Origin of the sequence: Pseudomonas sp. FDAARGOS_761 (assembly GCF_013343155.1) — a bacterium.
Taxonomy (GTDB): domain Bacteria; phylum Pseudomonadota; class Gammaproteobacteria; order Pseudomonadales; family Pseudomonadaceae; genus Pseudomonas; species Pseudomonas aeruginosa.
The window spans coordinates 3,312,926-3,334,212 of the sequence record NZ_CP054572.1; the positions used below are offsets into that span (position 1 = coordinate 3,312,926).

Annotated in this window: 21 protein-coding genes; 10 read left to right on the forward strand and 11 right to left on the reverse strand. The window is 68.5% G+C overall.

The window, feature by feature from the left end:
* Window positions 1-231 precede the first annotated feature (231 nt).
* The 5 genes from FOC67_RS15405 (at window position 232) to FOC67_RS15425 (ending at window position 5,293) form a co-directional block, all read left to right on the forward strand.
* On the forward strand, window positions 232-1,035 hold the full coding sequence (locus FOC67_RS15405; RefSeq protein ID WP_003130793.1) for a TatD family hydrolase: 804 nt from the start codon (window positions 232-234) through the stop codon (window positions 1,033-1,035).
* Window positions 1,036-1,173: 138 nt separating this feature from the next.
* Complete coding sequence (locus tag FOC67_RS15410; RefSeq protein WP_009313875.1) at window positions 1,174-2,646, forward strand: methyl-accepting chemotaxis protein; 1,473 nt, start codon at window positions 1,174-1,176, stop codon at window positions 2,644-2,646.
* A 125-nt stretch (window positions 2,647-2,771) separates the two neighbouring features.
* A complete protein-coding gene (locus FOC67_RS15415; protein WP_009313874.1) occupies window positions 2,772-3,131 on the forward strand; it encodes an Mpo1-like protein in 360 nt (119 codons plus the stop codon).
* Between the two features lie 86 nt (window positions 3,132-3,217).
* Window positions 3,218-3,706, forward strand: coding sequence for a molybdopterin-dependent oxidoreductase (locus FOC67_RS15420; RefSeq protein ID WP_003130791.1), 489 nt, complete (start codon window positions 3,218-3,220; stop codon window positions 3,704-3,706).
* Window positions 3,707-3,715: 9 nt separating this feature from the next.
* A complete protein-coding gene (locus tag FOC67_RS15425; RefSeq protein WP_009313873.1) occupies window positions 3,716-5,293 on the forward strand; it encodes a diguanylate cyclase in 1,578 nt (525 codons plus the stop codon).
* Between the two features lie 8 nt (window positions 5,294-5,301).
* Here FOC67_RS15425 and FOC67_RS15430 read toward each other — a convergent pair whose 3' ends face one another.
* From FOC67_RS15430 to FOC67_RS15460, 7 genes are all read right to left on the reverse strand, one after another.
* On the reverse strand, window positions 5,302-6,099 hold the full coding sequence (locus FOC67_RS15430) for an acyl-CoA thioesterase II (RefSeq protein ID WP_003090970.1): 798 nt from the start codon (window positions 6,097-6,099) through the stop codon (window positions 5,302-5,304).
* Window positions 6,100-6,179: 80 nt separating this feature from the next.
* A complete protein-coding gene (locus FOC67_RS15435) occupies window positions 6,180-6,950 on the reverse strand; it encodes a CHAD domain-containing protein (protein WP_003110280.1) in 771 nt (256 codons plus the stop codon).
* Window positions 6,947-8,953 (reverse strand): protein-glutamine gamma-glutamyltransferase TgpA, encoded by a 2,007-nt coding sequence (gene tgpA, locus FOC67_RS15440; protein ID WP_009313872.1) that lies wholly within the window; start codon window positions 8,951-8,953, stop codon window positions 6,947-6,949. Before tgpA ends, FOC67_RS15435 begins: the two co-directional genes overlap by 4 nt.
* Complete coding sequence (locus FOC67_RS15445; RefSeq protein ID WP_004350726.1) at window positions 8,950-9,903, reverse strand: DUF58 domain-containing protein; 954 nt, start codon at window positions 9,901-9,903, stop codon at window positions 8,950-8,952. Before FOC67_RS15445 ends, tgpA begins: the two co-directional genes overlap by 4 nt.
* Window positions 9,903-10,820: a MoxR family ATPase gene (locus FOC67_RS15450; protein ID WP_003090974.1), complete on the reverse strand. Its 918-nt coding sequence runs from the start codon at window positions 10,818-10,820 to the stop codon at window positions 9,903-9,905. Before FOC67_RS15450 ends, FOC67_RS15445 begins: the two co-directional genes overlap by 1 nt.
* Before the next feature lie 248 nt (window positions 10,821-11,068).
* Entirely contained in the window at window positions 11,069-11,767 is a 699-nt protein-coding gene (gene pyrF / locus FOC67_RS15455; RefSeq protein WP_003090975.1) for an orotidine-5'-phosphate decarboxylase, read from the reverse strand.
* 96 nt (window positions 11,768-11,863) lie between these two features.
* Window positions 11,864-12,757, reverse strand: coding sequence for a LysR family transcriptional regulator (locus FOC67_RS15460; protein ID WP_003101696.1), 894 nt, complete (start codon window positions 12,755-12,757; stop codon window positions 11,864-11,866).
* Between the two features lie 45 nt (window positions 12,758-12,802).
* On the opposite strand from FOC67_RS15460, the gene FOC67_RS15465 reads away from it, so the two are divergent.
* On the forward strand, window positions 12,803-13,444 hold the full coding sequence (locus tag FOC67_RS15465; RefSeq protein WP_009313871.1) for a DUF924 family protein: 642 nt from the start codon (window positions 12,803-12,805) through the stop codon (window positions 13,442-13,444).
* A gap of 22 nt (window positions 13,445-13,466) precedes the next feature.
* Here FOC67_RS15465 and FOC67_RS15470 read toward each other — a convergent pair whose 3' ends face one another.
* Window positions 13,467-14,357 carry a LysR family transcriptional regulator gene (locus tag FOC67_RS15470; protein WP_003090978.1) on the reverse strand — a complete coding sequence of 297 codons (891 nt, stop codon included), beginning with the start codon at window positions 14,355-14,357 and terminating at the stop codon, window positions 13,467-13,469.
* A gap of 91 nt (window positions 14,358-14,448) precedes the next feature.
* Between FOC67_RS15470 and FOC67_RS15475 the strand changes: the two genes are divergently transcribed.
* A complete protein-coding gene (locus FOC67_RS15475; protein ID WP_003110276.1) occupies window positions 14,449-14,919 on the forward strand; it encodes a multidrug/biocide efflux PACE transporter in 471 nt (156 codons plus the stop codon).
* 8 nt (window positions 14,920-14,927) lie between these two features.
* On the opposite strand, the gene FOC67_RS15480 is transcribed toward FOC67_RS15475, so the two are convergent.
* Both FOC67_RS15480 and FOC67_RS15485 read right to left on the reverse strand, forming a co-directional pair.
* Window positions 14,928-15,839 (reverse strand): response regulator, encoded by a 912-nt coding sequence (locus tag FOC67_RS15480; RefSeq protein ID WP_003090981.1) that lies wholly within the window; start codon window positions 15,837-15,839, stop codon window positions 14,928-14,930.
* 1 nt (window position 15,840) lies between these two features.
* Complete coding sequence (locus FOC67_RS15485; protein WP_003160587.1) at window positions 15,841-17,142, reverse strand: sensor histidine kinase; 1,302 nt, start codon at window positions 17,140-17,142, stop codon at window positions 15,841-15,843.
* A 236-nt stretch (window positions 17,143-17,378) separates the two neighbouring features.
* On the opposite strand from FOC67_RS15485, the gene FOC67_RS15490 reads away from it, so the two are divergent.
* Together FOC67_RS15490 and FOC67_RS15495 are read left to right on the forward strand one after the other, a co-directional pair.
* Window positions 17,379-17,546, forward strand: coding sequence for a DUF2897 family protein (locus tag FOC67_RS15490; protein ID WP_003090984.1), 168 nt, complete (start codon window positions 17,379-17,381; stop codon window positions 17,544-17,546).
* 232 nt (window positions 17,547-17,778) lie between these two features.
* Complete coding sequence (locus FOC67_RS15495; RefSeq protein ID WP_003090986.1) at window positions 17,779-18,543, forward strand: CPBP family intramembrane glutamic endopeptidase; 765 nt, start codon at window positions 17,779-17,781, stop codon at window positions 18,541-18,543.
* On the opposite strand, the gene atuR is transcribed toward FOC67_RS15495, so the two are convergent.
* Window positions 18,544-19,167: an atu genes transcriptional repressor AtuR gene (gene atuR / locus FOC67_RS15500; RefSeq protein WP_003114740.1), complete on the reverse strand. Its 624-nt coding sequence runs from the start codon at window positions 19,165-19,167 to the stop codon at window positions 18,544-18,546.
* A 253-nt stretch (window positions 19,168-19,420) separates the two neighbouring features.
* Here atuR and FOC67_RS15505 point away from each other — a divergent pair, with 253 nt between their 5' ends.
* On the forward strand, window positions 19,421-21,223 hold the full coding sequence (locus FOC67_RS15505) for an acyclic terpene utilization AtuA family protein (RefSeq protein ID WP_009313868.1): 1,803 nt from the start codon (window positions 19,421-19,423) through the stop codon (window positions 21,221-21,223).
* Window positions 21,224-21,287 lie beyond the last annotated feature (64 nt).

A 21,287-nucleotide genomic window follows, 5' to 3' on the forward strand; every position in this document is an offset into this window, starting at 1 on the left:
CCAGGCTCGATGTCCCTCTCCGGGGGACCGGATCAATCAGAGCATGGCAGTCTTGGCAAGTTCCTCTCCGACAGCGGCTGCAAACGGAGGCATTGGGTAGATAATCCGGGCGCCGAAGAACCCGATCTGCGATTATAACGGATTGTTCTACAAGCGGTTTGCCACCCATCCCCCGGCGGGTCCGGCGCGATCGAGGGGGCGCCGCCTCGCTGCGAATTCCAGGAAGGCACCATGCAACTCATCGATATCGGCGTCAATCTGACCCACGCCAGCTTCGCCCCGGAACGTGAAGCACTGCTCGCCCGCGCGCGCGCCGCCGGGGTGGTGCAGATGGTGATCACCGGCACCAGCCTGGCCGACAGCGAACAGGCGCTGCAGCTCTGCGGCGAACTCGACGAGGGCGGCCGGCTGTTTACCACCGCCGGCGTCCACCCCCACGAGGCCAGCCACTGGAACGCCGACACCGCTCGCGGCCTGCGCGCCCTGTTCGACGACCAGCGGGTACGCGCGGTGGGCGAATGCGGTCTCGACTTCAATCGCGACTTCTCTCCCCGTCCGGCCCAGGAAAAGGCCCTGGAGGAACAACTGGCACTGGCCGTCGAGCTACAGCGTCCGGTGTTCCTCCACGAACGCGACGCCAGCGAGCGCCTGCTGGCGATCCTGCGCGACTTCCGCGATCGCCTGCCGGCCGCCGTCGTACACTGTTTCACCGGCGAGCGCCGGGCGCTGTATGGCTACCTCGACCTCGACCTGCACATCGGCATCACCGGCTGGATCAACGACGAGCGCCGCGGCACCCACCTGCATGATCTGGTAGGCGAGATCCCGGTCGGCCGTCTCATGCTGGAAAGCGACGCGCCCTACCTGCTGCCGCGCAGCCTGCGGCCGAAGCCGAAGAACGGGCGCAACGAGCCGGCCTACCTGGTCGAGGTGCTCGCCTGCGTGGCCCGCCATCGCGGCGAGAGCGCGGAGCGCCTGGCCGCTCACACCAGCGCCGCGGCGCGGGCGTTCTTCGGCCTGCCGACGATCGACTGAGATCGCCCTCAAGCTCCCGGCGGATCGGCCGCTAAGCTGACGAACGGTCTCGTTGACCCGCATCAACGATTGCCCCTTACTCAGCTTTCAAGATAATGGCGCCTTGCCATTAGCTTGCCGATAAGAAGAAATCCCCCTATGGGCACCTGGATCAGCGACATTCCACTGAAATACAAGTTCTGGGCCGTCAACGCGGTGGCCTTCTTCACCACCCTGCTGTTGGTGTTGTTCGCCATGCAGCAGGAAGCCGCCGGGCGCAACGCTTCCGCCCAGCGCGCCGCCGCCGCCGAGGGCGAGCTGGTTCAGAGCTGGCCGGCGGGCAGCGCCCTGCCCGCCCGCAGCAACCTGCTGCCGCTGGAACAGGCCGCGAACCTGGGCGGCACCGCTGCCCAGGCGCTGGGCAAGGGGCAGGGTTGGATCGAGTTGTCCGGCGCGCGCCAGGGCGATACCCCGCTGCTCGGCGCCTGGGTCGGCCAGACCGGCTCCGGCCAGCGCTTCGCCGTGCTTGCCCCGGCCAGCGACCTGTGGCAGGTCTTCGCCGACCGGGCCGGCGCCTACGCCGTCGCCGTGCTGGTGCTGATGCTGGCGCTGCTGGCGGCCTCGCAACTGCTGATCCGCTTCATCCTCACCCACCTGCATACCCTCAAGGACGTGATGCTGCACGTCGAAAAGAGCGGCGACCTGTCCGCTCGCGTACCGCTGCAGGGACGCGACGAAGTCGGCCAGATGGCCAGCGCCTTCAACGCCATGCAGGCCGGCTACCAGCGCATCGTCGGCACCGTCGCCGCGGCCGCTACCAAGCTCGACGAAGGCGCCCAGGCGCTGGCCCGCAGCATGGGCCAGGTACGCCAGGGCATGCTCGGCCAGCAGAGCGAGACCGACCAGACCGCCACCGCGATCAACGAAATGTCCACCACGGTCTTCCATATCGCCCAGCACGCCGCCGATACCCGTGACCAGTCGCAGGAAGCCGACCGCCTGGCCGGCGCCGGCCAGCAGGCGGTGAGCCGGGTCAGCGCGTCGATCGCCGGGTTGTCCCAGGGCGTCCAGGACACCGCCGAGATGATCCAGAAGCTGGCCGAAGACAGCCAGAAGATCAGCGGCGTGGTCAACGTGATCCACGGCATCGCCGAACAGACCAACCTGCTTGCCCTCAACGCCGCCATCGAGGCCGCGCGGGCCGGGGAAATGGGCCGCGGCTTCGCCGTGGTGGCCGATGAGGTGCGCAACCTCGCCCGTCGCGTGCAGGACTCCACCGACGAGATCACCCAGATGATCCTCGCCCTGCAGTCGGGTACCCGCGACGCCGTGGAGTTCATGCAGGAAAGCTCGCTCAAGGCAGACGGTTGCGTCAGCCAGGCCGGCGACGCCGGCGAGGCGCTGGCGGCGATCGCCAACGCGGTGGCGCAGATGCGTGAAAGCAACACGCAGATCGCCGTCGCCGCGGAACAGCAGAGCCAGGTCGCGGAAGAGATGACCCGTTCGGTGGTGGGCATCCGCGACGTCACCGAACTCACCGTGCAGCAGACCGTCGAGTCGGCGGCCACCAGCCAGCAACTGGTCGACCTGGCGGGCGATCTGACCCGCGCCATCGGCCAGCTACGCCTCTGATCCGCAGGCGCACCTGCCTATCGCCCGGATAGGCAGGAATCATTCGCCGCGCTGCCGCACCCCGCCTAGACTCGACGACATGCAACGACCCGCCTCGCGGGTCGCCGTCACGGAGTACCGAGAACATGGGCAAACGTCATCCCAACCTGCTCGCCTGGCAATGGCGCGGCTATGCCGCCAACCACCGCAACCCGACCAACCTGGTCCTGCACCTGATCGCCGTGCCGCTGTTCGTCGTCGCTGCGATCCTGCTGCTCGGCGGCCTGTTCGGCCTGGACCTGCTGCAGGTGGTACTCGGTGTCATCGGCATCGGCGCCGGCCTGGCGATCCAGGCCAAGGGACACGCGCTGGAGGAACAGGCACCCGAGCCATTCAGCGATCGGCGCGACGCTGTCAGTCGCCTGCTCGTCGAGCAGTTCGTCACCTTCCCCCGTTTCGTCCTCAGCGGCGCCTGGTGGCGGGCCTGGCGCGAACGGCATAAGTGACAGTTCGTCCGGGATTTTGCACAGCCCTTCAGTTTTAGCGCGACGCTGCCGATATAATCGACGGAATCCTGTCGTGGACCGACAACATGCCGTCAATGCGTCAATTAATCGTCTTTTCCTGTTGCCTGGGGCTGCCTCTTGCCCAGGCCGCGGAACCCGTGCCGCTGGGCGGACGTCCGATCGTCACCCTGCAGCGGTCCGGCGGCGCTCCCGTACGGCTGACCCTGTCCGACCTCGAAGCCCTGCCCAGCGAGACCCTGGAAGCCCAGCTCCCCGGCGAGGCCAACGCCCGCTGGCAAGGCGTGCGCCTCAGCCTGTTGCTGCGCCACCTGGACCTGGCGCCGCCCAAGCGCCTGCGCGTGCTGGCGCTGAACGACTACTCGGCGATCATCCCGTACAGCGACCTCGACAGCTACCAGCCCATCCTCGCCTATCGCCGCAACGGCGCCTACATGGCGATCCGCGAACGCGGACCGCTTTTCATCATCTACCCGATGGCCCGCTATCCTGAGTTGAGAAACCAGGTCTACTACAACCGTACCGTCTGGCAGGTCAGCTCCATCACTCTTGAGTAAGTAACGGACATGACTGTGCCGCTGCTCGATCCGACAAAGCTGCGCCGGCAACGCCAGATCATGGGGCTGTTGCTCGGCCTGGTGCTGCTCATGGCGCTGATCGCCGGGGCTGCGCTGTGGCTGGCGGTGCGCCAGGCCCAGCAACTGGCCCAGCCGAACCTGCACAACGAGCTGTGGCAGACCTACTCGCTGCGCGCCGAACTGGATCGCACGCTGGACGCCGCGCGGCACATCGAGAGCGGCGAAGGCCAAGCCGACGACCTGGCGATCCGTCTCGAAGTCCTCGCCAGCCTGATCGCGCCGCTGCGCCGCCAGTCGTTGTTCAGGCATCTCGCCGAACCGCGTCCGGAGGTACAGGCCACCCTGCAACGCCTGATCGAGCTCAGCGATCGCTGGTCGGACCAGGCCCCCTGGGGCGATCCCGTCGCCGCGCGCCGCCTGGCCGCGGAGATCGTCCAGCAGGTCCCGCCCTTGCTCGAACCGACCCACCAGATCGTCGTCGCCAGCAACATCGCCCTGACCAACCAGTTGGACGTCGACCGCAAGCGCCTGCACCGGGCGTTCTACGCGTTGTTCTGGGCGCTGCTCGGGATCGGTGCCGGCGGTGCCCTGCTGGTGCTGCGCCTGGTCGCCGACTTCAAGCGCGCGCAGCAACTGGCCGGGCATCTGATCGAGCTTAACGCCACCCTGGAGAAACGCGTCGGCGAGCGCACCCGCCAGCTCAGCGAAGGCAAGGCGCTGCTGCATTTCATCCTCGAGGCCAGCCCGAGCGACGTGGTCCTGCTCAGCGCCTGCGGCGCCAGCATCCATTACGTCAGCCCGCGCCTGCTCAAGCGCCTGGGTTGCCAGGCCCAGGACGACTTCAACCTGCCCCGGCTGTTCGCCAGCGCCAGCGAATACAGCCGCCTGCAGAACGCCCTGGAGGCGCGCGGCCAGGTGGATGGCTGGGAAGCCCAGCTATGCGGGGAAACGCCTTGCTGGGCGGTGATCTGCGCGCGCCACCTGGAAATCGACGGCGAGCCGGCGACCCTGATCTGGTGCTACGACATCAGCCGGCGCAAGGCCATGGAGCAGGAACTGCGCCTGCTGGCCAGCACCGATACCCTGACCGGCCTGCACAACCGCCACTCGTTCCTGCACCAGGCGGAACTCATGCTCAAGGCCGCCGAACGCTTCCACCACCCCTGCGTGGCGCTGATGCTGGACATCGACCACTTCAAGAACATCAACGACAGCCACGGCCACCTGACCGGCGACCGCGCCCTGCAACGTGTCGCCGAGACCCTGCGCCAGGGCCTGCGCGAAGTGGACCTGCTCGGCCGCCTGGGCGGCGAGGAATTCGCCGCGCTGCTACCGGAAATCGGCCTGGACCAGGCGCTGGACGTCGCCGAACGGCTGCGCGCCGGCGTCGAGGCGCTGCGGGTGAGCAATCCCGACGGCGAACCGTTGCGAATGACCGTGAGCATCGGCGTCGCCCTGCGCAGGGACGCCGGGGACGACCTGGAAAGCCTGCTGGTGCGCGCCGACAGCGCGCTCTACCAGGCCAAGAGCGGCGGGCGCAACCGCACCGAGTACGCGCCCGCCTGACATGCGCCTCAGCCGAACACCGTGACCATCTGCCGGCTGATCGCCAGCAACTGGCCGTCGGCGCTCCACATCCGCGCCGCCACGTGGCCGTAGCCGTCGCGCGCCTCCTCGATCTCCGCCAGGTAACGGCACCAGTCGCCGCTGCCTTGCTGCGGCAGCGGCTGGAGGAACTCGGCGGTCCAGGTCAGCGAGCTGGCCATCGCCGGGGTGCCCAGGTGCGGCAACAGCGCCGGCGGCCAGGAGTCGAGCAGCGCCAGCAGGTGGGAAACCTCCATGGGCTCTCCCTCGGGTTCGTCGCGGAAACGCATCCAGCCGCCCATCTGGCGCGACTTGTTCGAAGAGAACGGCAGGCCGCCCACTGCCCAGCGCATGGCGATGTAGCGAGTGAACTCCGGGGTCACGTTACGGATATAGGGCAGCTCCTGGCTCTCTTCGGGGCCCTTCATCCCGGCCGCCGGCAACGCTTCCACCGCCACCGCCGACGCGCGGGCGACGCCGAAACTGGCCTGGACCAGCGTCACCACCTGCTCGCCCTGACGGACCTCGACCTGTACCTGGCTCACCGCCTTGCCCTCGCGCAACAACCGGGCGCTGAAGCTAGCCGGCTGCTCGGGGGCCAGCGGTCCGACGAAGCTGACGCCGATGGAGCGCAACGGACGCCCCGCCTCGACCACCGCAAGCATGGCCTCGTAGGCCAACGCCACCACCAGGCCACCGAAGGTGGCGCGGCCCTGGCCCCAACTGGCCGGTACTACCACCGAGGAAGGGTCGCGGCGGACCGCCTGGATCAATTCGGAAAAATTCATGTGTGCCTCGCGAGGGGATTCGAGGGCCCATCTTAGGCGAGGCGATCCTTGGGAAAAAGCCGATCGGAATACGGGCGGCGTCAGTGCCCGGCAAGCGCCTGCTGCAATGTCGACAGGGCCCGTCCGGCACGCTCCCGGGCCAGTTCGAAGCGGGCCGTCCAGACCTCGCGCACGGGCGCCAGGTCCGGCTCGCGCTGGCATCGCAACAGCCACTGTTCGAGGTCGTGCCAATCGCCCAGCGCCGACTGGGCCGCCTTGAGCGGCGCCAGCAGCGAGCCGGGAATGCTGCAATCGTGCGGATAGGCCTCCAGCCCGTAGCGCACGCGCTTGATCCGCAGCCGTAGCGGGTGCCAGTGCTCGTAGGTGGTGTCCGCCAGCTCGGCGCGCAGGGTCTTCCATTGCCGGCGCAGGCGCTTGCGCACCCGGCCGTGCAAGCCATCCAGCACGGCATGCCGCTGGGCCGTACGCAACAGGGCCGGCCAGACGTCCAGGCAAAGCTGCAGGCGGTGCAGCGGCTGGCTGGCGAGAACCGCTACGTAGCCGGACTCCAGCACCGGCCGGCGCACCGCCAGCGCATCCCGCAGCCCTTCGGCGGCGAGCGCCGGCAGCAGCACCTCCAGGTCGCGGATCGGCCCGCTGAGCCGCCCGATCTCGGCGGCGGCATGCTCCAGTTCCTCGACGCCGGGAACCCCGCGGATCGGCCGCAGCAGGCTGCGCAGACGGCGCAGGGCGATGCGCAGGTCGTGCAGTGCCTCGCCATCCGTGCGCGCCTCCAGGCGGGCGACCGCCGACATCAACGCCACCTGCTGGCCGATCACCTCGGCCAGCAGTTCATCGATGAACCCCGTCATGCCTTCTCCTCTCCCCGGCCATCCCGCGTGGGCGCGCGCACCAGGCGCCAGGGCAGCGCCCGGCGCAATGCGCGCAGACGCAACCCTGGATCATCGGCACCGCCGTGTCCATAGCGTTGCGCTTCGAGCGCGCCGACGAAGGCCGCGATGGCTGGCGCCTGCGCCGGCAGGACGCGGGCGGCGCGCTCGCCGTAGGAGCGTAGCCCTTCGCCGGGGGAACGGCGCAGGCCATGCATCTCCAGCAGGCGTTCGAAGCGGCGCAGTTGGCGGCTGCGCAGATCGCCACGGCCTTGCCAGGGCTTGAGCAGGAACAGCGCGAGCAGACCGACCGACAATATCGCCGCGGCACCGAGCAACAGGCCCAGTCGGGTCGGATCGAGCCCGCCGAACCAGCGCTGCAGGAAGGCGCCCTGCTGCTCACCCTGGTAGGCCAGGACCCAGCGTTGCCAGCCGTAGTTCAGGCTGTCCCAGGCCAGACGCATGTCGTTGAGCCAGGGCAGGCCACGGTAGCGCAACGGCGACAGCGGCGCGTCGGCGAGGTACTCGCTGTCTCCGGCCAGGGCCTGCTCCAGCCCCTGTTCGATCCGTTCGGGCGCCACCTGGTAGGTCGGGTCGACGCTCAGCCAGCCCTGCTCCGGCTGCCAGTATTCGACCCAGGCGTGGGCGTCGAACTGATGCACCAGCAGGTAGTTGCCCGCCGGATTCAGCTCGCCGCCCTGGTAACCGGCCACCACTCGCGCAGGAATGCCCGCTGCGCGCAGGACGAAAGCCATCGCCCCGGCGTAATGCGCGCAGAAGCCGCTGCGCGTGTCGAACAGGAAATCGTCCACCCCGTCGGCGCCGGTCGCTGGCGGTTTCAGGGTGTAGGCGAAGGGCTCGCGGTTGAAGCGCTGCAACAGGGCCGCGACCAGCGCCTGCGGTTGCGCATGGGCCTGGCGCAACTCGTCGGCCAGCGCTCGCGCGCGCGGATTGCCGTGCATCGGCAACTGCAGGTTGCGCCAGCGCATGCGCGGATCGATGCTGGACTCGCGCAGCGCCTGTGGCCAGGAACTGACTCGGTAGAACAGACGTTGCTCGACCGGCTGCCGCCGCTGCAGGTGGAAATCGCTCATCAGGCGCGTGTCGGTCTGGTCGGTCTGCGCCACGTCGAGGGCGAACAGCCAGGGCTGCGAACTGGGCTGCATGATCACGTCGTAGCGCAGCTCAGGGCCACGCTTCTGCCAGTGCACAGCATCCTCGCCCGACCATTGCGGCGCCTGAGCCCAACGTCGTCCGTCGAAACGCTCCATGGTCAAGGCGCGCCAGTAGAGCTGCTCGCGCGGCGGCGGTGCGCCCTCGAAGCGGACCCGGAACGCCAGTTCGGCGGAGCGCCCAAGCTCGGCGATATCCCCTGGAGCCATGCTCTCCGAGAGTCCGGTGACCCCCTTGTTGCCGGGCATCGGCAACGACCACAGCGGCCCCAGGCGGGGGAAGAACAGGAACAGCAGGAGCATCAGCGGCAGCGCCTGCAGCAACAGCCCGCCGGCCAGCCGCAGGGTCGGCCAGGGCCGGCTGGCGAAAGCGCTCTGCTGCAAGCCGATCAGCGCCGCCAGCAACGCGGTCACCGGCAGCAGGCTGTACAGCGCGGCGAGGAAACCGTCGTCGAACAGGTAGCCCACCACCACTGCGAAGAAACCGAGGAACACCAGTACCAGCGCATCGCGGCGGGTCTTCATTTCCACCAGCTTGAGGATGAACGCGGCGATCAGCAGCACCGCCCCCGCGTCCAGGCCCACCAGGCTGCCGCGCGACAACCAGACCCCGGCCCCGGCGAGCAACGCCAGGGCCAGCTTGACCCAGGCGCGCGGATAGCCGGCACGCATGCGGAAGACCTGCACCCGCCAGGCCGCGCAACCGAGCCACATGGCCGCGATCCACAGCGGCATGTAGGCCAGGTGCGGCAGGATCACCAGTACCTGCGCCACCAGCAGCCAGACCAGCGCGACCCGCGGAATCGCGTTCATCGTGCCGCTCCGAACAGCGCCAGCGCGCGCAGACAGGCCTCGCGCTGGGCCTCGCCGCTGGCCGGTTGCAGGCGCGTGCCGGGCAGCGCCAGGCCATAGGGCTGCTGCCGCTCGGAGAGTTCCAGGACTGCATGGCACAAGCGGCCCAGGCGACTTTCGAGGTCCCCGCCGAGGCGCTCGAATTCCAGCCACAGGTCTTCCCCGCCGAGCGCGGCGAAGTCCTTCACCAGCAGCCCCTGGCCACGGGAAAACGCCTTCCAGTGCAGGCGCCGCCGCGAGTCGCCCGGCTGGTAGGCGCGCAGTCCCTGGTAGTCGTCGACGCCCGTGCTCGCCAGCGCGCGCCCCTGGTCCTCGGCATCCTCCGCGCCCGGCGCGAGGAATGGCTCGCCGGCCAGCGGCCGAGGGTAGACCAGCGCCTGCTGGCGCAGGTCGACCCAGCTCCAGGCCACCAGCAGGCCGAGGGGAAAGCGACTCTCCACCCGCAGGCGCCCCGGCCGCAGCCAGCCGCGTCGCTCGGTCGGGTGGAACAGCAGCACCTCGGCAGCCGCGTCGCCTGCCAGGTCGGCGTATTCCAGCGGCCGCTCCGGCCAGCCGACGGCGATGGCCTGGCGCGCCCGCCGCGGGCTTTCCAGGCGCACCCGGAAACCGGCGCGCTCGCCGGCGAACACCGGGTCCGCTCCCAACGCGGTGAGGCGCAGGCCGGCAAGGTTGCGATAGGTATGGAGGATGGTCACCACGCCCAGGGACAGCAGCAGGAAGGTCAACCCGTAGGCCAGGCTGTTCTGGTAATTGATCGCCGCCAGCAGCATCACCAGCAGCGCCAGACCGAAAGCGCCGCCCTGGCGGGTCGGCAGGATGAATACGCGGCGCTGGTTCAGCTCGACGCTGCTCGCCGGCGGTATCCGCCGGTTCAGCCAGCGCTGCCAGCGCGGCCAGTTGCGCAGGCGCATCAGAGCGCCGGGACTTCGCGCAGCAGCCATTGCACCAGCGCGCCGCCACCGTGCCCGGTGGGGTCCGCCTGGTCGCGCAGGCGATGCCCGGCGACCGCCGGCAACACCGCCTGGACGTCTTCCGGAATCACATAGTCGCGTCCCGCCAGCAGCGCCCAGGCACGCGCCGCGGCGAGCAACGCCAGGCTACCGCGCGGCGACAGGCCGAGGGCGAAGGCCGGCTGCGTGCGGGTCGCTTCGACCAGGCGCAGCACGTAGTCCACCAGCGCATCGCTGGCGCGGACCTTCGGCACTTCGGCCTGGAAAGCGGCCAGCGCCGCGTGGTCGAGCAAGGGCTCCAGGCGCGGCAGCAGATCGCGCCGGGCTTCGCCGAGCAACAGCGAGCGTTCCGCCGCGCGTCCGGGGTAGCCCAGCGACAGGCGCATCAGGAAGCGATCCAGCTGCGATTCCGGCAGGGAGAAGGTGCCGCCCTGGCTGGCCGGGTTCTGCGTGGCGATGACGAAGAACGGTTCCGGCAAGGGCCGGGTGGCGCCCTCGATGGTCACCTGGCCTTCTTCCATCGCCTCGAGCAAGGCGCTCTGGCTTTTCGGCGTGGCGCGGTTGATCTCGTCGGCGAGCACCAGCTCGGCGAAGATCGGCCCGGGATGGAAGACGAATTGCCCGCTGTCCTTGTCGAACACCGAGGTACCGAGGATATCGCCCGGCAGCAGGTCCGAGGTGAACTGGATGCGCTGGAAACTGAGCCCGAGCACCCGCGCCAGGGCATGGCTGAGGGTGGTCTTGCCCATCCCCGGCAGGTCTTCGATCAACAGGTGCCCACGGGCCAGCAGGCAGGCCAGGGCCAGGCGCACCTGGCGGTCCTTGCCCAGGAGAATCTCATCGACCGCCTTCAGGCAGGCTTCCAGGGTGTTCAGCATCCCGACCTCGCGTTTCCGGGGAAAACAGCGATCCTACTGGCCTGGGGCCAGCCGGCAAGGCACTTGCAATTTTTCCTCACGAAACTGTGAAACCGTTGCCACCGGTACTTGCCGGAGTGCCCGCTACAAGCCTAGACGCTGGGGAGGGACAGGCGCCCCCCTGGGTGCCGGTGCGGATGATGCCTGCGCCATGTCCGGCTCGACACGACGCGCGACGGTCACCGACGGCAGGCGTGGGGGAAGCCGCCTCAGCCCAGTTCGGCGACGATCGCCGCCAGCGCCTTGGCCGGGTCGGCGGCCTGGCTGATCGGCCGGCCGATCACCAGGTAGTCGGAGCCGGCGTCCAGGGCCTGGCGCGGGGTGAGGATGCGCCGCTGGTCGTCCTGGGCGCTGCCGGCCGGGCGGATGCCCGGCGTGACCAGTTGCAGGCCCGGATGGGCAGCCTTCAGCGCCGGCGCTTCCTGGGCCGAGCAGACCAGGCCGTCCATGCCGGCCTTCTGCGCCAGGGCGGCGAGGCGCAGTACCTGCTCCTGGGGCTCGATGTCGAGGCCGATGCCCGCCAGGTCCTCGCGCTCCATGCTGGTCAGCACGGTCACGCCGATGAGCAACGGCCTGGGTCCGCTGAAGGCCTCCAGCGTCTCGCGGCAGGCGGCCATCATGCGCAGGCCGCCGGAGCAGTGCACGTTGACCATCCACACGCCCATCTCGGCAGCGGCCTTCACCGCCATCGCCGTGGTGTTCGGGATGTCATGGAATTTCAGGTCGAGGAACACCTCGAAGCCCTTGCCACGCAAGGTCTCGACTATACCCGCGGCACAACTGGTGAAGAGTTCCTTGCCGACCTTCACCCGGCACAGTTTCGGGTCCAGCTGATCGGCCAGCGCCAGGGCGGCCTCACGGGTGGGGAAATCCAGGGCGACGATGATGGGGGACTGGCAGGCGGACATGGGCTCTCTCGCGGCGAATCGAAAACGGCGCGCATTGTCGCAGAATCCGGCCGTTTGCCGTAGCCCGGAACGCGCCGGGGAGATGAACGTCGCGGACTAGAGGCGGGCGCGGAGCAGTTGCTCCAGCCAGTCGACGAATGCCCTGACCCGCCGCGACAGATGCCGCCGGTGCGGATACAGGGCGTACGCCGGCATCGCTTCGGCCCGCCACTGCGGCAGCACCTCGCGCAGCTCGCCGCGTTGGAGGTGCTCGCGCACGTCGTAGGCAGGGATCTGGATCAGGCCCAGTCCGGACAGGCAGCAGGCGATGTAGCTTTCCGCGTTGTTCACCGTGACCCGGCTGCGCAACGCGCGGGTCAGGGTGCGCCCATCCTCGCGGTACTCCCAGGGCAACACCCGGCCGCTGCTGGGCGAGGCATAGTTGACCGCCCAGTGCCGGTCGAGGTCGGCCGGCGTCCGTGGCTCGCCATGCTCTTCCAGGTAGGCGGGACTGGCGCAATTGATCAGTTGCATCTCGCCAAGGCGTCGCGCCACCAGGCTGCTGTTGCCCAACTGGCCGACCCGCAGGACGCAGTCGACGCCCTCCTGCACCAGGTCCACCGAACGGTCGCTCGAGCCCAGTTCCAGTTCGATGTCCGGATGCTGGCGGAAGAATTCCGGCAGCGCCGGGGCGATCAGCAGTCGCGCCACCCGGCTCGGCACGTCGACCTTGAGCCGGCCGCTGGCACGGCTGCCGTCGTGGAACAGGCTCTCCAGCTCTTCCATGTCTTCCAGCAGGTGACGGCAACGCTCCAGCACCACGCTGCCGTCGTGGGTCAGCTGGACCTGCCGGGTGGTGCGATGCAACAGCCGGCTGCCGAGTTGCGCTTCGAGCTGCTGGACCGCCGCCGAGACCGTCGCCCGCGGCATGTCCAGCAGGTCCGCGGCCTTGGTGAAGCTGCCGGTTTCGGCAACACGCAGGAACACACGCATGCTGTCCAGACGATCCATGGGCAGGCCCCTTCTCTCTATTCGGGATGGCTGGACAGTCTATCCATGCCACCCACGTTTATCCAAAGAACCCGGACCAATAGCCTGGAGTCCCTACTCTACTTCCTGGATCCGCAGATGCCCCATGCAGTGCTTTTGCCTCCTCCCAGCGCGTCCCCGCTGCCGGAAGTGGTCGGTTTCTGGCGCGATGCCGGCCCTACCCTCTGGTTCGCCAGGAACGCCGATTTCGACCGGCGCTTCCGCGAGCGCTTCGCCCACCTCTACGAGCTTGCCTGCGCCAACGCGCTGCGCCCGGCTGCCGGTGAAGCCGAGGACCATCTCGGCCTGCTGTTGCTGCTCGACCAGTACCCGCGCAACGCCTTCCGTGGAACCCCGCGCATGTACGCCAGCGACGCCCAAGCGCGGCGCTGGGCGGAGCGGGCTCTGGGACAAGGCCTCGACCGCCAGGTCGGGGACGCGCTGCGGCTGTTCTTCTACCTGCCGTTCGCCCATGCCGAGAACCTTGCCGACCAGGATCGCTCGGTAGCGCTGAACCACGGACTCGGCCAGCCCTTCCTCGCCCACGCTCGTGAGCATCGCGAGATCATCCGCCGCTTCGGGCGCTTTCCCCATCGCAATCCGATCCTCGGTCGCCCGTCCAGCGCCGAGGAACTCGCCTTCCTCGCCGCCGGCGGCTTCGCCGGCTGAACCGGGGCTCAGCCGGCCCTCCCTAGATAGGCAGGTCGCGATCCAGCAAGCGGTCCAGCAACCAGTTGGCCGCCGGTCCCAACGGCCGCTGCCGCGACCAGACCACGTCCACCGCCTGGCTGCGCGGCCAGCCGGACACCGGCAACTCCTTCAGCCGTCCGTTGGCGTAGCCGCTGACCAGCCAGCGCGGCAGCTCGGCCCAACCGAAGCCGTGGGTGGCCATTTCCAGCAGCAACAGGTAGTTGGGCGCCGACCAGCAGCGCCCGCCGCTGGACGGCAGGCCGTCGTTGATCGCCGCGCCGGTCTCGCTATAGGTGTTCAGGCGCAGCAAACGCCATTCGGAAAGGTCGCGCTCGCTGACCCGCTCCAGGCCCGCCAGCGGATGGTCGACGGCGGCGAACAGGCCGAACTCGGCACGCTCGGCGACCGCCGCCACGCCCAGCTCCGGCGGGTAGTGCGGCTGCGCGGCGAGCAGGCCGAGGGTGGCGCGGCCGCGGCTGACCTGGGCGATCACGTCCTGGTCCTCGGCGATCAGGCATTCGAACTCCAGCTCAGGGTAACGCTCGTCCAGTTCGGCCAGGCGCGCCTCGTAGCGCGCCGAATGGTAGGTGTCGGATAGCGCCAGGGTCACCCGTGGCTCCGAGCCGCCGGCGAGCAGCGCGGCGACCCGGCGCAGGCGGTCGGATGCGCCGAGGACCTCCTCGACCCGTCCCAGCAGGGTGCGTCCGGCCTCGGTCAGTTGCGGCTGGCGGCCACTGCGATCGAAGAGTTCCAGGCCGAGGTCGATCTCCAGCCGGGCAATGGCCTCGCTGACGGTCGACTGGCTCTTGCCCAGCTTGCGCGCGGCGGCGCTGAAGGAGCCGAGGGAAACGGCCTGGACGAAGGCCTCGAGGGATTCGGGCGACAAATGCATATCGGTTTTTCCGATGGTATCCAACTTAACCCTATCCCAAAGACCGATGACAATACAGCCCGACTTCAACGACGAACCGGGAGCGTTCGCCATGACCCACACCCACACCGCCCTCGACAAGACTCTCAAGGAGCGGATCTTCCACGCCCTGGCCTTCGAGGGCCTGGCCGTCCTCCTCACCGCGCCGGTGCTGTCGCTGGTGATGAACAAGCCCCTGGCGCACATGGGTGCGCTGACGCTGATGTTCTCCACCGTGGCGATGCTCTGGAACATGCTTTTCAACAGCCTCTTCGACCGCGCCCAGCGGCGCATGGGCTTCCAGCGCACCCTGCAGGTCCGGGTGCTGCATGCGATGCTCTTCGAGCTGGGGCTGATCGTGGTGCTGGTACCGCTGGCCGCCTGGTGGCTGTCGATCGGACTGGTCGAGGCGTTCCTCCTCGACATGGGCCTGATCCTGTTCTTCCTGCCCTACACCATGGCCTTCAACTGGAGCTACGACGTACTCCGCGCACGCCTGGTGGAAAGCCGCCAGACCAAGGCCGCCGGTTGCGACGCCGGCTAGGCCGGCGTTCAGGCCGTCAGCCGCTCGCGCAGGCGGCCGAGCATGCCGAGCAGGCTGCCGACCCGTTCCTTCTCGCGCTCGTCGCGCGGCACCTCGGCCAGCCGGTCGACCTCCGGCAGGCTTCGCCCGCGCCACAACAAGGCCTGCTCGGCGGCCGCCTTCAGGCCTTTCTCGAACAATCCCCTGCGGATCGGCTTGGGCAGGTAGCGGAATATCTGCGCCTGGTTGATCAGCTCGAGCAGGGCCTGGGTGTCGCGGAACGGCGTAACCACCAGGCTGAGCAGGCGCGGATGGGCCTGGGCCAGGGATTTCAGCAGCGGCGCGGTATGCTCCCCGGCCAGCTTCAGGTCGCTGACCAGCACCTCCACCGGTTCGGTGTTCAGCCACACCAGCGCCTCGGCCAGGTTGCGCGCGCGCAGCAGGCGATGCCCGCCGGCATGGCAGAAGGCCCCGACGCAGTCCAGGGTTTCCGGGTCGTCGTCGAGCAGCAGCACGCTCAGCGGCGCCGCCAGCGTGGCCGCGGGCGGTGCCGGCAGGCCCTGGCGGCTGGCGATCTCCGCCGCCTGGCGCAGGGTGAAGGCCATTTCCTGGGGATTCCAGGGCTTGGTCAGGTAGCGGAAGATGCCGCCGTCGTTGAGCGCGTCGACGGCGGCGTCGAGGTCGGAATAGCCGGTGAGGAGAATCCGCAGGGTTTCCGGATAGCGCTCGCGAGCCTGCGCCAGCAGTTCGGCGCCGCTCATCTGCGGCATGCGCTGGTCGCTGACCAACACCTGTATCCGTTCCGTCTTCAGGCGCTCCAGGGCGCGCCGCGGGTCGCTCTCGGTGAGCACCTCGTAATGGCGACGGAACTGCATGGCCAGGCTGCGCAGGATGCGCTCCTCGTCATCGACGAAGAGGATGCGGACGGGAGATGGGCTCATGTCAGGCGCTCCGTTTCAGTTCGCGGGCCTGCTCTCGCGGCAGGCTGATGAGGAAGCGGGTTCCGCGGCCCGGTTCGGAGGCCACGCGGATGGTCCCGCCATGTTGCTGGATGATCTTGTAGCTGATCGACAGGCCGAGCCCGGTGCCCTGCCCCACCGGCTTGGTGGTGAAGAACGGGTCGAAGATCCGCCCGAGGACCTCGGCGGGCATGCCCTTGCCGTTGTCCTGCACGGAGAGGAACACCTGGCGCTCGTCGGCCCAGCTCTTCAGCAGGATGCGACCGAAACGCTCCATGGCCTGCGCGGCGTTGGTCAGCAGGTTCAGCAGCACCTGGTTGATCTGCGACGGCGCGCAGGCGATAAGCGGCAGCTCGCCAAGCTGGCTGCTGATCTCGGCCTTGTCCTTGATGGCGGTGCGGGCGATCAGCACGGCGTTGCGCACGCAGTCGTTGAGGTCGACCTCCTCGCTGAAGGCGCGGTCCAGGCGGGCGAAGTCCTTGAGCCCGGAAACCAGCTCGCCGATCTGGCCGAGGCCGTAGCGGGTATCGACGAACAACTGCCGCAGGTCCTCGCGCAACTGTTCGACGGCGGCCTCGCGGCGCACCGCGTCGGCCGCCTGCAGCGCCTGCGCCAGGCGCGCTTCGTCGCACTGCGGGTCGCCCAGGCAGTCGACCAGCGCCGCCTGGGCATCGGCCAGGCGCAACAAGGGATCGCTCAGCTCCTCCAGCAGCGCCAGGTTGTTGCCGACGTAGCCGAGCGGCGTGTTCAGCTCGTGTGCGACCCCGGCCACCATCTGCCCGAGCGAAGCCATCTTTTCCGACTGCACCAGTTGCGCCTGGGACTCCTTGAGGTCCACCAGCGCCTTGCGCAGCACCCGGTTGCGCTGGGCGATGCGCGCCTCCATGGCCTTCAGCAGGTCGAGCACGGTGCCCAGGCCACGGTAGCGGCCCTCTTCGTCGACCAGGGCGAAGTCCTCGGTGATCGGATACTGCAGGCGACCGGTGACCTGCTGCGCCGCCTCTTCCAGGCTGGCGCCGAGGGAGACGCTGAGGGGCGCCCGGTTCATGACGTCGCGCACCGGATGGCGGCCCCAGAGGTCGCGGCCGAAACGCTGCATGAAGATGTCCTGGAGGGTGTAGCGGCTGACCAGGCCGAGGACCCGGCGCTCGTCGTCGACCACCGGCAGCGAGAGGAAGGCACGGTGCTCCGGCATCAGCAGGCGGTCGGCGACGTCGCTGATGCTCATCGCCGGAGTCAGGGGTTCCACCGGGCGCAACAGACGGGACAACGCGCTCGGAGACATCGGCAACCTCTCGCTGGCAGGCCCGGACGGGGCAATGAAGGGATACCCGCCAGTTAAGCAATGTCAGATTGCCAACATGTGACAGGCATCACGCCGACCAGGCTCAGCGCTTTCTCCGCCCGCAACTTCCAAGCGCCGCCGGGAGTCTCAACCACAGGACCTCGCGCCGGAACGTTGCCTGACAGAAAGGCAAACCCGGCGTATGGTGAACATTCATATCGATGAGGGAGAACAACATGCCCTGGTACGCCTGGTTGATCATCGTCCTCGCCCTGGGCTCCATCGTCGGCGGACTCCTGCTGCTGCGCGACTCGGCGAAGAAGCTGCCGTTGAGCGAGGAACAGCTCAAACGCATCCATGAACGCAACGCCGAGCTGGACGCGCAGGAGGCGAAGGACCGCTGAACCTATTGGCCTGCCGGCGGGTCACTAGGTCTCGTAGGAAAACCCCGGCGGGCGAAAAACCGGCGAGGCGAAGGCTCGCGTGGCGGAGTCATGCGGGCCGCGCGTGGTTTTTCCTGCGCAACCTGGGGTTCGTTCCCCGTGTGTTTCCCTCTGGCAGAAGGTCCGTTCCTTGCGCTTTTCCCATCCGCGGGTCGAAATGCCTTTAGAATCCCTCCTTTAAACGGGAGGCTGCATGCTCGGGCGTCTGATACCGCTTCTACCCATTCTGTTCCTGCTCGGGGGCTTCTTCACCGGGCACATCGCGCTGCTGACGGCGGTCATCGTCCTGCTCTACATCATCTGGGTGACCTACGCCGAACGCTGGCTGCCGACCCTGCTCTGGTGGCCGGTGAGCCTCGCCGCCAGCGCCCTGATCGCCATCCACTACCTGCCCGGCTTCATTCCCCTGCGCCTGTTCCCCTGGGACCTGGCCAGCGCCAGCCCGCCGATCCAGATGATCTGGCTGCCCTGGGACAAGGCCCTGGTCGCCCTTACCCTGCTCGCCTGGTGGCTGCGCCGGCCGAAGCAGCCGCTGGTGTCGCTGGATATCACCGCGCTGGCCTTCTGCCTGACCTTCTTCGTGGTGCCGCTGCTGTCGATCATGACCAATGCCGCGAGCTGGCAGCCGAAGTGGCCGGATGCCTTCTGGTGGTGGCTGGTACTGAACGTCGGGGTGGTCTCCCTGGCCGAGGAGGCGTTCTTCCGCGGCCTGCTGCAAAGCCAGTTGATCCGCTGGTTCGGCGCCTGGCCGGGAATCATCGTCGCGACCCTCGCCTACGCCGCGCTGCACCTGCTGGTGAACCCGGTGTACGCGCTGCTGGCCGGGATCGCCGGGCTGGGCTACGGCATGGTCCTGCACTTCAGCGGGCGGCTGTCCCTGGCGGTGCTGCTGCACGCTTCGATCAACACCCTGCACTTCCTCCTGCTGAGCTACCCGTTCCGCCTGATCTCCGAGTGATCAGGCGTTCTTGATCACCAGCGCCAGGGCCTCCTCGGCGAGCTGGTCGAGACTCATCGGTCCTTCCGGACGGAACCAGGTGGTGGTCCAGGACAGCGCGCCGGTGAGGAAGCGCCGCAGGATGAACGGATCGCCCTGGCAGTAGCCGGCCAGCCGCGCCTCCCCCAGCACGTCGAGCCACATCTGCTCGTAGATGTCGCGCAGGCCGAGGATGTACGCCTGGCCTTCGGCGGACAGCGAGCGCCACTCGTAGACCAGCACCGCCATCGCCTCGCCGGTGCCGCCCATGATCGATTGCAGCTCGCAGCGGATCAGTCCCAGCACCCGCTCGCGCAGGTCCTCGGCGTCGGCCAGGGCGGCGCGCATCAGGGCGGTGTTGTAGAGGATGGTCTCTTCCATCACCGAGCGCAGGATCTCGTCCTTGCTCTTGAAGTGATGGAAGATGCTGCCCGACTGGATGCCCACCGCGCTGGCCAGGTCGCGCACCGTGGTGCGTTCGTAGCCTTTGCTGCGGAACAGGTGGGCGGCGGTCTGCAGCAGCTTGCCGCGGGCGCTTTCCGGATCGGTGAGCTGTCCGGTAGCCACCAGCTCCAGCATCACTTCCCGGGCTTTCTGATCGTCCAACGCTGAGTACCCCTTTTCCGGATCGTCGGCGGCTCGGTGCCGCTCATCCGCGCGCCCGGCCGCTCCGTATTTGCCGACCGGCCTCGGGATTGCCCCGCAAGTGCTTGTCGGCATTCATGAAATGTATGCCTGCGAAGACGACCGAGCAAGCGCTTGGGTAACAGCCGAGAACGGATTTGTTTCCGCCCCCTTCTCAACCAAGCGCTTGCTTGGTAATGTCGCCCCACACTTCCGCCGTCACGGGTCAAGAACAATGCAAAAGACCGTACGCATCGGCTGCGCCTCGGCCTTCTGGGGCGACACCTGCACCGCGGCCGCCCAGTTGGTGCGCGGCGCGCCGCTGGACTACCTGGTGTTCGACTACCTGGCCGAGATCACCATGTCGATCATGGCCGGCGCCCGCCTGAAACAGCCGGACGCCGGCTACGCCACCGACTTCGTCGAGGTCCTCGCACCACTGCTGGGCGAGATCGCCGAGAAGAAGATCCGCGTCATCAGCAACGCTGGCGGGATCAATCCGCAGGCCTGTGCCGCCGCCCTCGCCGCGGCCTGCGAGAAGGCCGGGGTGCAGCTGAAGATCGCCGTGCTCCATGGCGACAACCTGCAAGCGCGCCAGGCCGAACTGGCCAAGTCCGGCATCCGCGAGATGTTCAGCGACGCGCCTTTCCCGCCGATGTGCGTCTCGCTCAACGCCTACCTCGGCGCGCCGGGCATCGTCGAGGCCCTGCGCCTGGGCGCGGACATCGTGATCACCGGCCGGGTGGTCGACAGCGCGGTGGTCAGCGCCGCCCTGGTGCACGAGTTCGGCTGGGCCTGGGACGACTACGACCGACTGGCCCAGGCCGCCCTCGCCGGGCACATCGTCGAATGCGGCGCGCAATGCACCGGCGGCAATTTCACCGACTGGGAGCAGGTGCCGGACTACGAGCACATCGGCTTCCCCATCGTCGAGGTCGAGGCCGACGGGCGCTTCGTAGTGACCAAGGCGCCCGGCACCGGTGGCCTGGTCAGCGAACTGAGCGTCGGCGAACAGATGCTCTACGAGATCGGCGACCCACGCGCCTACCTGCTGCCCGACGTGGTCTGCGACTTCACCGAGGTGCGCCTGCGCCAGGCCGGTCCCGACCGGGTCGCGGTGGAAGGCGCGCGCGGCCTGCCGCCCACCGACCGGTACAAGGTCAGCGCCACCTATCCGGACGGTTTCCGCTGCACCGCCAGTTGCCTGATCGCCGGCATCGATGCGCTGAAGAAGGCCGAGCGGGTCAGCCAGGCGATCATCGCCAGGACCGAGGAAATCTTCGCCGAGCGCGGCTGGGAGCCCTACCGCGAGGTCAATGTCGAACTGCTCGGCAGCGAAGCCACCTATGGTCCCCATGGGCGACGGCAGGACAGCCGCGAAGTGGTGGTCAAGCTGGCCGTCCGGCATCCGCGCAAGGAAGCCCTGGTGCTGTTCTCCCGCGAGATCGCCCAGGCCGCCACCGGGATGGCGCCCGGCCTGACCGGCATCGTCGGCGGCCGGCCGACGGTGTATCCGGTGATCCGCCTGTTCTCTTTCCTGATCGACAAGGCGCAATGCGCGTTGAGCGTGGAGATCGACGGCCAGCGCCATCCGCTGGAACTGCCGGTCCTCGAAGCCTTCGACCCGGCACGATTGGCCGAGGCGCGCCAGCCGCCACGCCCGGAGCAGCCCGCCAGCGCCAGCGTGCCGCTGGTGAAGCTGGCGGTGGCGCGCTCCGGCGACAAGGGCAACCACAGCAACATCGGGGTCATGGCGCGGCGTCCGGAGTACCTGCCGTGGATCGCCGAGGCGCTGGAGGAAGGCGCGGTGGTGGACTGGATGCAGCATGTGCTCGACCCGCAGACCGGCCGGGTCGGCCGCTGGTACCTGCCGGGCAGCCACAGCCTGAACTTCCTGCTGGAGAACGCCCTCGGCGGCGGCGGCGTCGCCAGCCTGCGCATTGACCCGCAGGGCAAGGCCTTCGCCCAGCAGTTGCTGGAGTTCCCGGTGGCGGTGCCGCAGGCGCTCGCCGACGCGCTGGAAACGCAGGGCAGATAACCACGACCAGGAACGACGAATGCGGCGTTCCGCTGCAACCACCCCACGGGATTCATCGGAGTCA

Bases quoted from the DNA above. Each gene is read 5' to 3' on its own strand.
- FOC67_RS15405 (WP_003130793.1), top strand. From the start codon at position 232: ATGCAACTCATCGATATCGGCGTCAATCTGACCCACGCCAGCTTCGCC.
- FOC67_RS15410 (WP_009313875.1), top strand. From the start codon at position 1,174: ATGGGCACCTGGATCAGCGACATTCCACTGAAATACAAGTTCTGGGCC.
- FOC67_RS15415 (WP_009313874.1), top strand. From the start codon at position 2,772: ATGGGCAAACGTCATCCCAACCTGCTCGCCTGGCAATGGCGCGGCTAT.
- FOC67_RS15420 (WP_003130791.1), top strand. From the start codon at position 3,218: ATGCCGTCAATGCGTCAATTAATCGTCTTTTCCTGTTGCCTGGGGCTG.
- FOC67_RS15425 (WP_009313873.1), top strand. From the start codon at position 3,716: ATGACTGTGCCGCTGCTCGATCCGACAAAGCTGCGCCGGCAACGCCAG.
- FOC67_RS15430 (WP_003090970.1), bottom strand. From the start codon at position 6,099: ATGAATTTTTCCGAATTGATCCAGGCGGTCCGCCGCGACCCTTCCTCG.
- FOC67_RS15435 (WP_003110280.1), bottom strand. From the start codon at position 6,950: ATGACGGGGTTCATCGATGAACTGCTGGCCGAGGTGATCGGCCAGCAG.
- tgpA (WP_009313872.1), bottom strand. From the start codon at position 8,953: ATGAACGCGATTCCGCGGGTCGCGCTGGTCTGGCTGCTGGTGGCGCAG.
- FOC67_RS15445 (WP_004350726.1), bottom strand. From the start codon at position 9,903: ATGCGCCTGCGCAACTGGCCGCGCTGGCAGCGCTGGCTGAACCGGCGG.
- FOC67_RS15450 (WP_003090974.1), bottom strand. From the start codon at position 10,820: ATGCTGAACACCCTGGAAGCCTGCCTGAAGGCGGTCGATGAGATTCTC.
- pyrF (WP_003090975.1), bottom strand. From the start codon at position 11,767: ATGTCCGCCTGCCAGTCCCCCATCATCGTCGCCCTGGATTTCCCCACC.
- FOC67_RS15460 (WP_003101696.1), bottom strand. From the start codon at position 12,757: ATGGATCGTCTGGACAGCATGCGTGTGTTCCTGCGTGTTGCCGAAACC.
- FOC67_RS15465 (WP_009313871.1), top strand. From the start codon at position 12,803: ATGCCACCCACGTTTATCCAAAGAACCCGGACCAATAGCCTGGAGTCC.
- FOC67_RS15470 (WP_003090978.1), bottom strand. From the start codon at position 14,357: ATGCATTTGTCGCCCGAATCCCTCGAGGCCTTCGTCCAGGCCGTTTCC.
- FOC67_RS15475 (WP_003110276.1), top strand. From the start codon at position 14,449: ATGACCCACACCCACACCGCCCTCGACAAGACTCTCAAGGAGCGGATC.
- FOC67_RS15480 (WP_003090981.1), bottom strand. From the start codon at position 15,839: ATGAGCCCATCTCCCGTCCGCATCCTCTTCGTCGATGACGAGGAGCGC.
- FOC67_RS15485 (WP_003160587.1), bottom strand. From the start codon at position 17,142: ATGTCTCCGAGCGCGTTGTCCCGTCTGTTGCGCCCGGTGGAACCCCTG.
- FOC67_RS15490 (WP_003090984.1), top strand. From the start codon at position 17,379: ATGCCCTGGTACGCCTGGTTGATCATCGTCCTCGCCCTGGGCTCCATC.
- FOC67_RS15495 (WP_003090986.1), top strand. From the start codon at position 17,779: ATGCTCGGGCGTCTGATACCGCTTCTACCCATTCTGTTCCTGCTCGGG.
- FOC67_RS15505 (WP_009313868.1), top strand. From the start codon at position 19,421: ATGCAAAAGACCGTACGCATCGGCTGCGCCTCGGCCTTCTGGGGCGAC.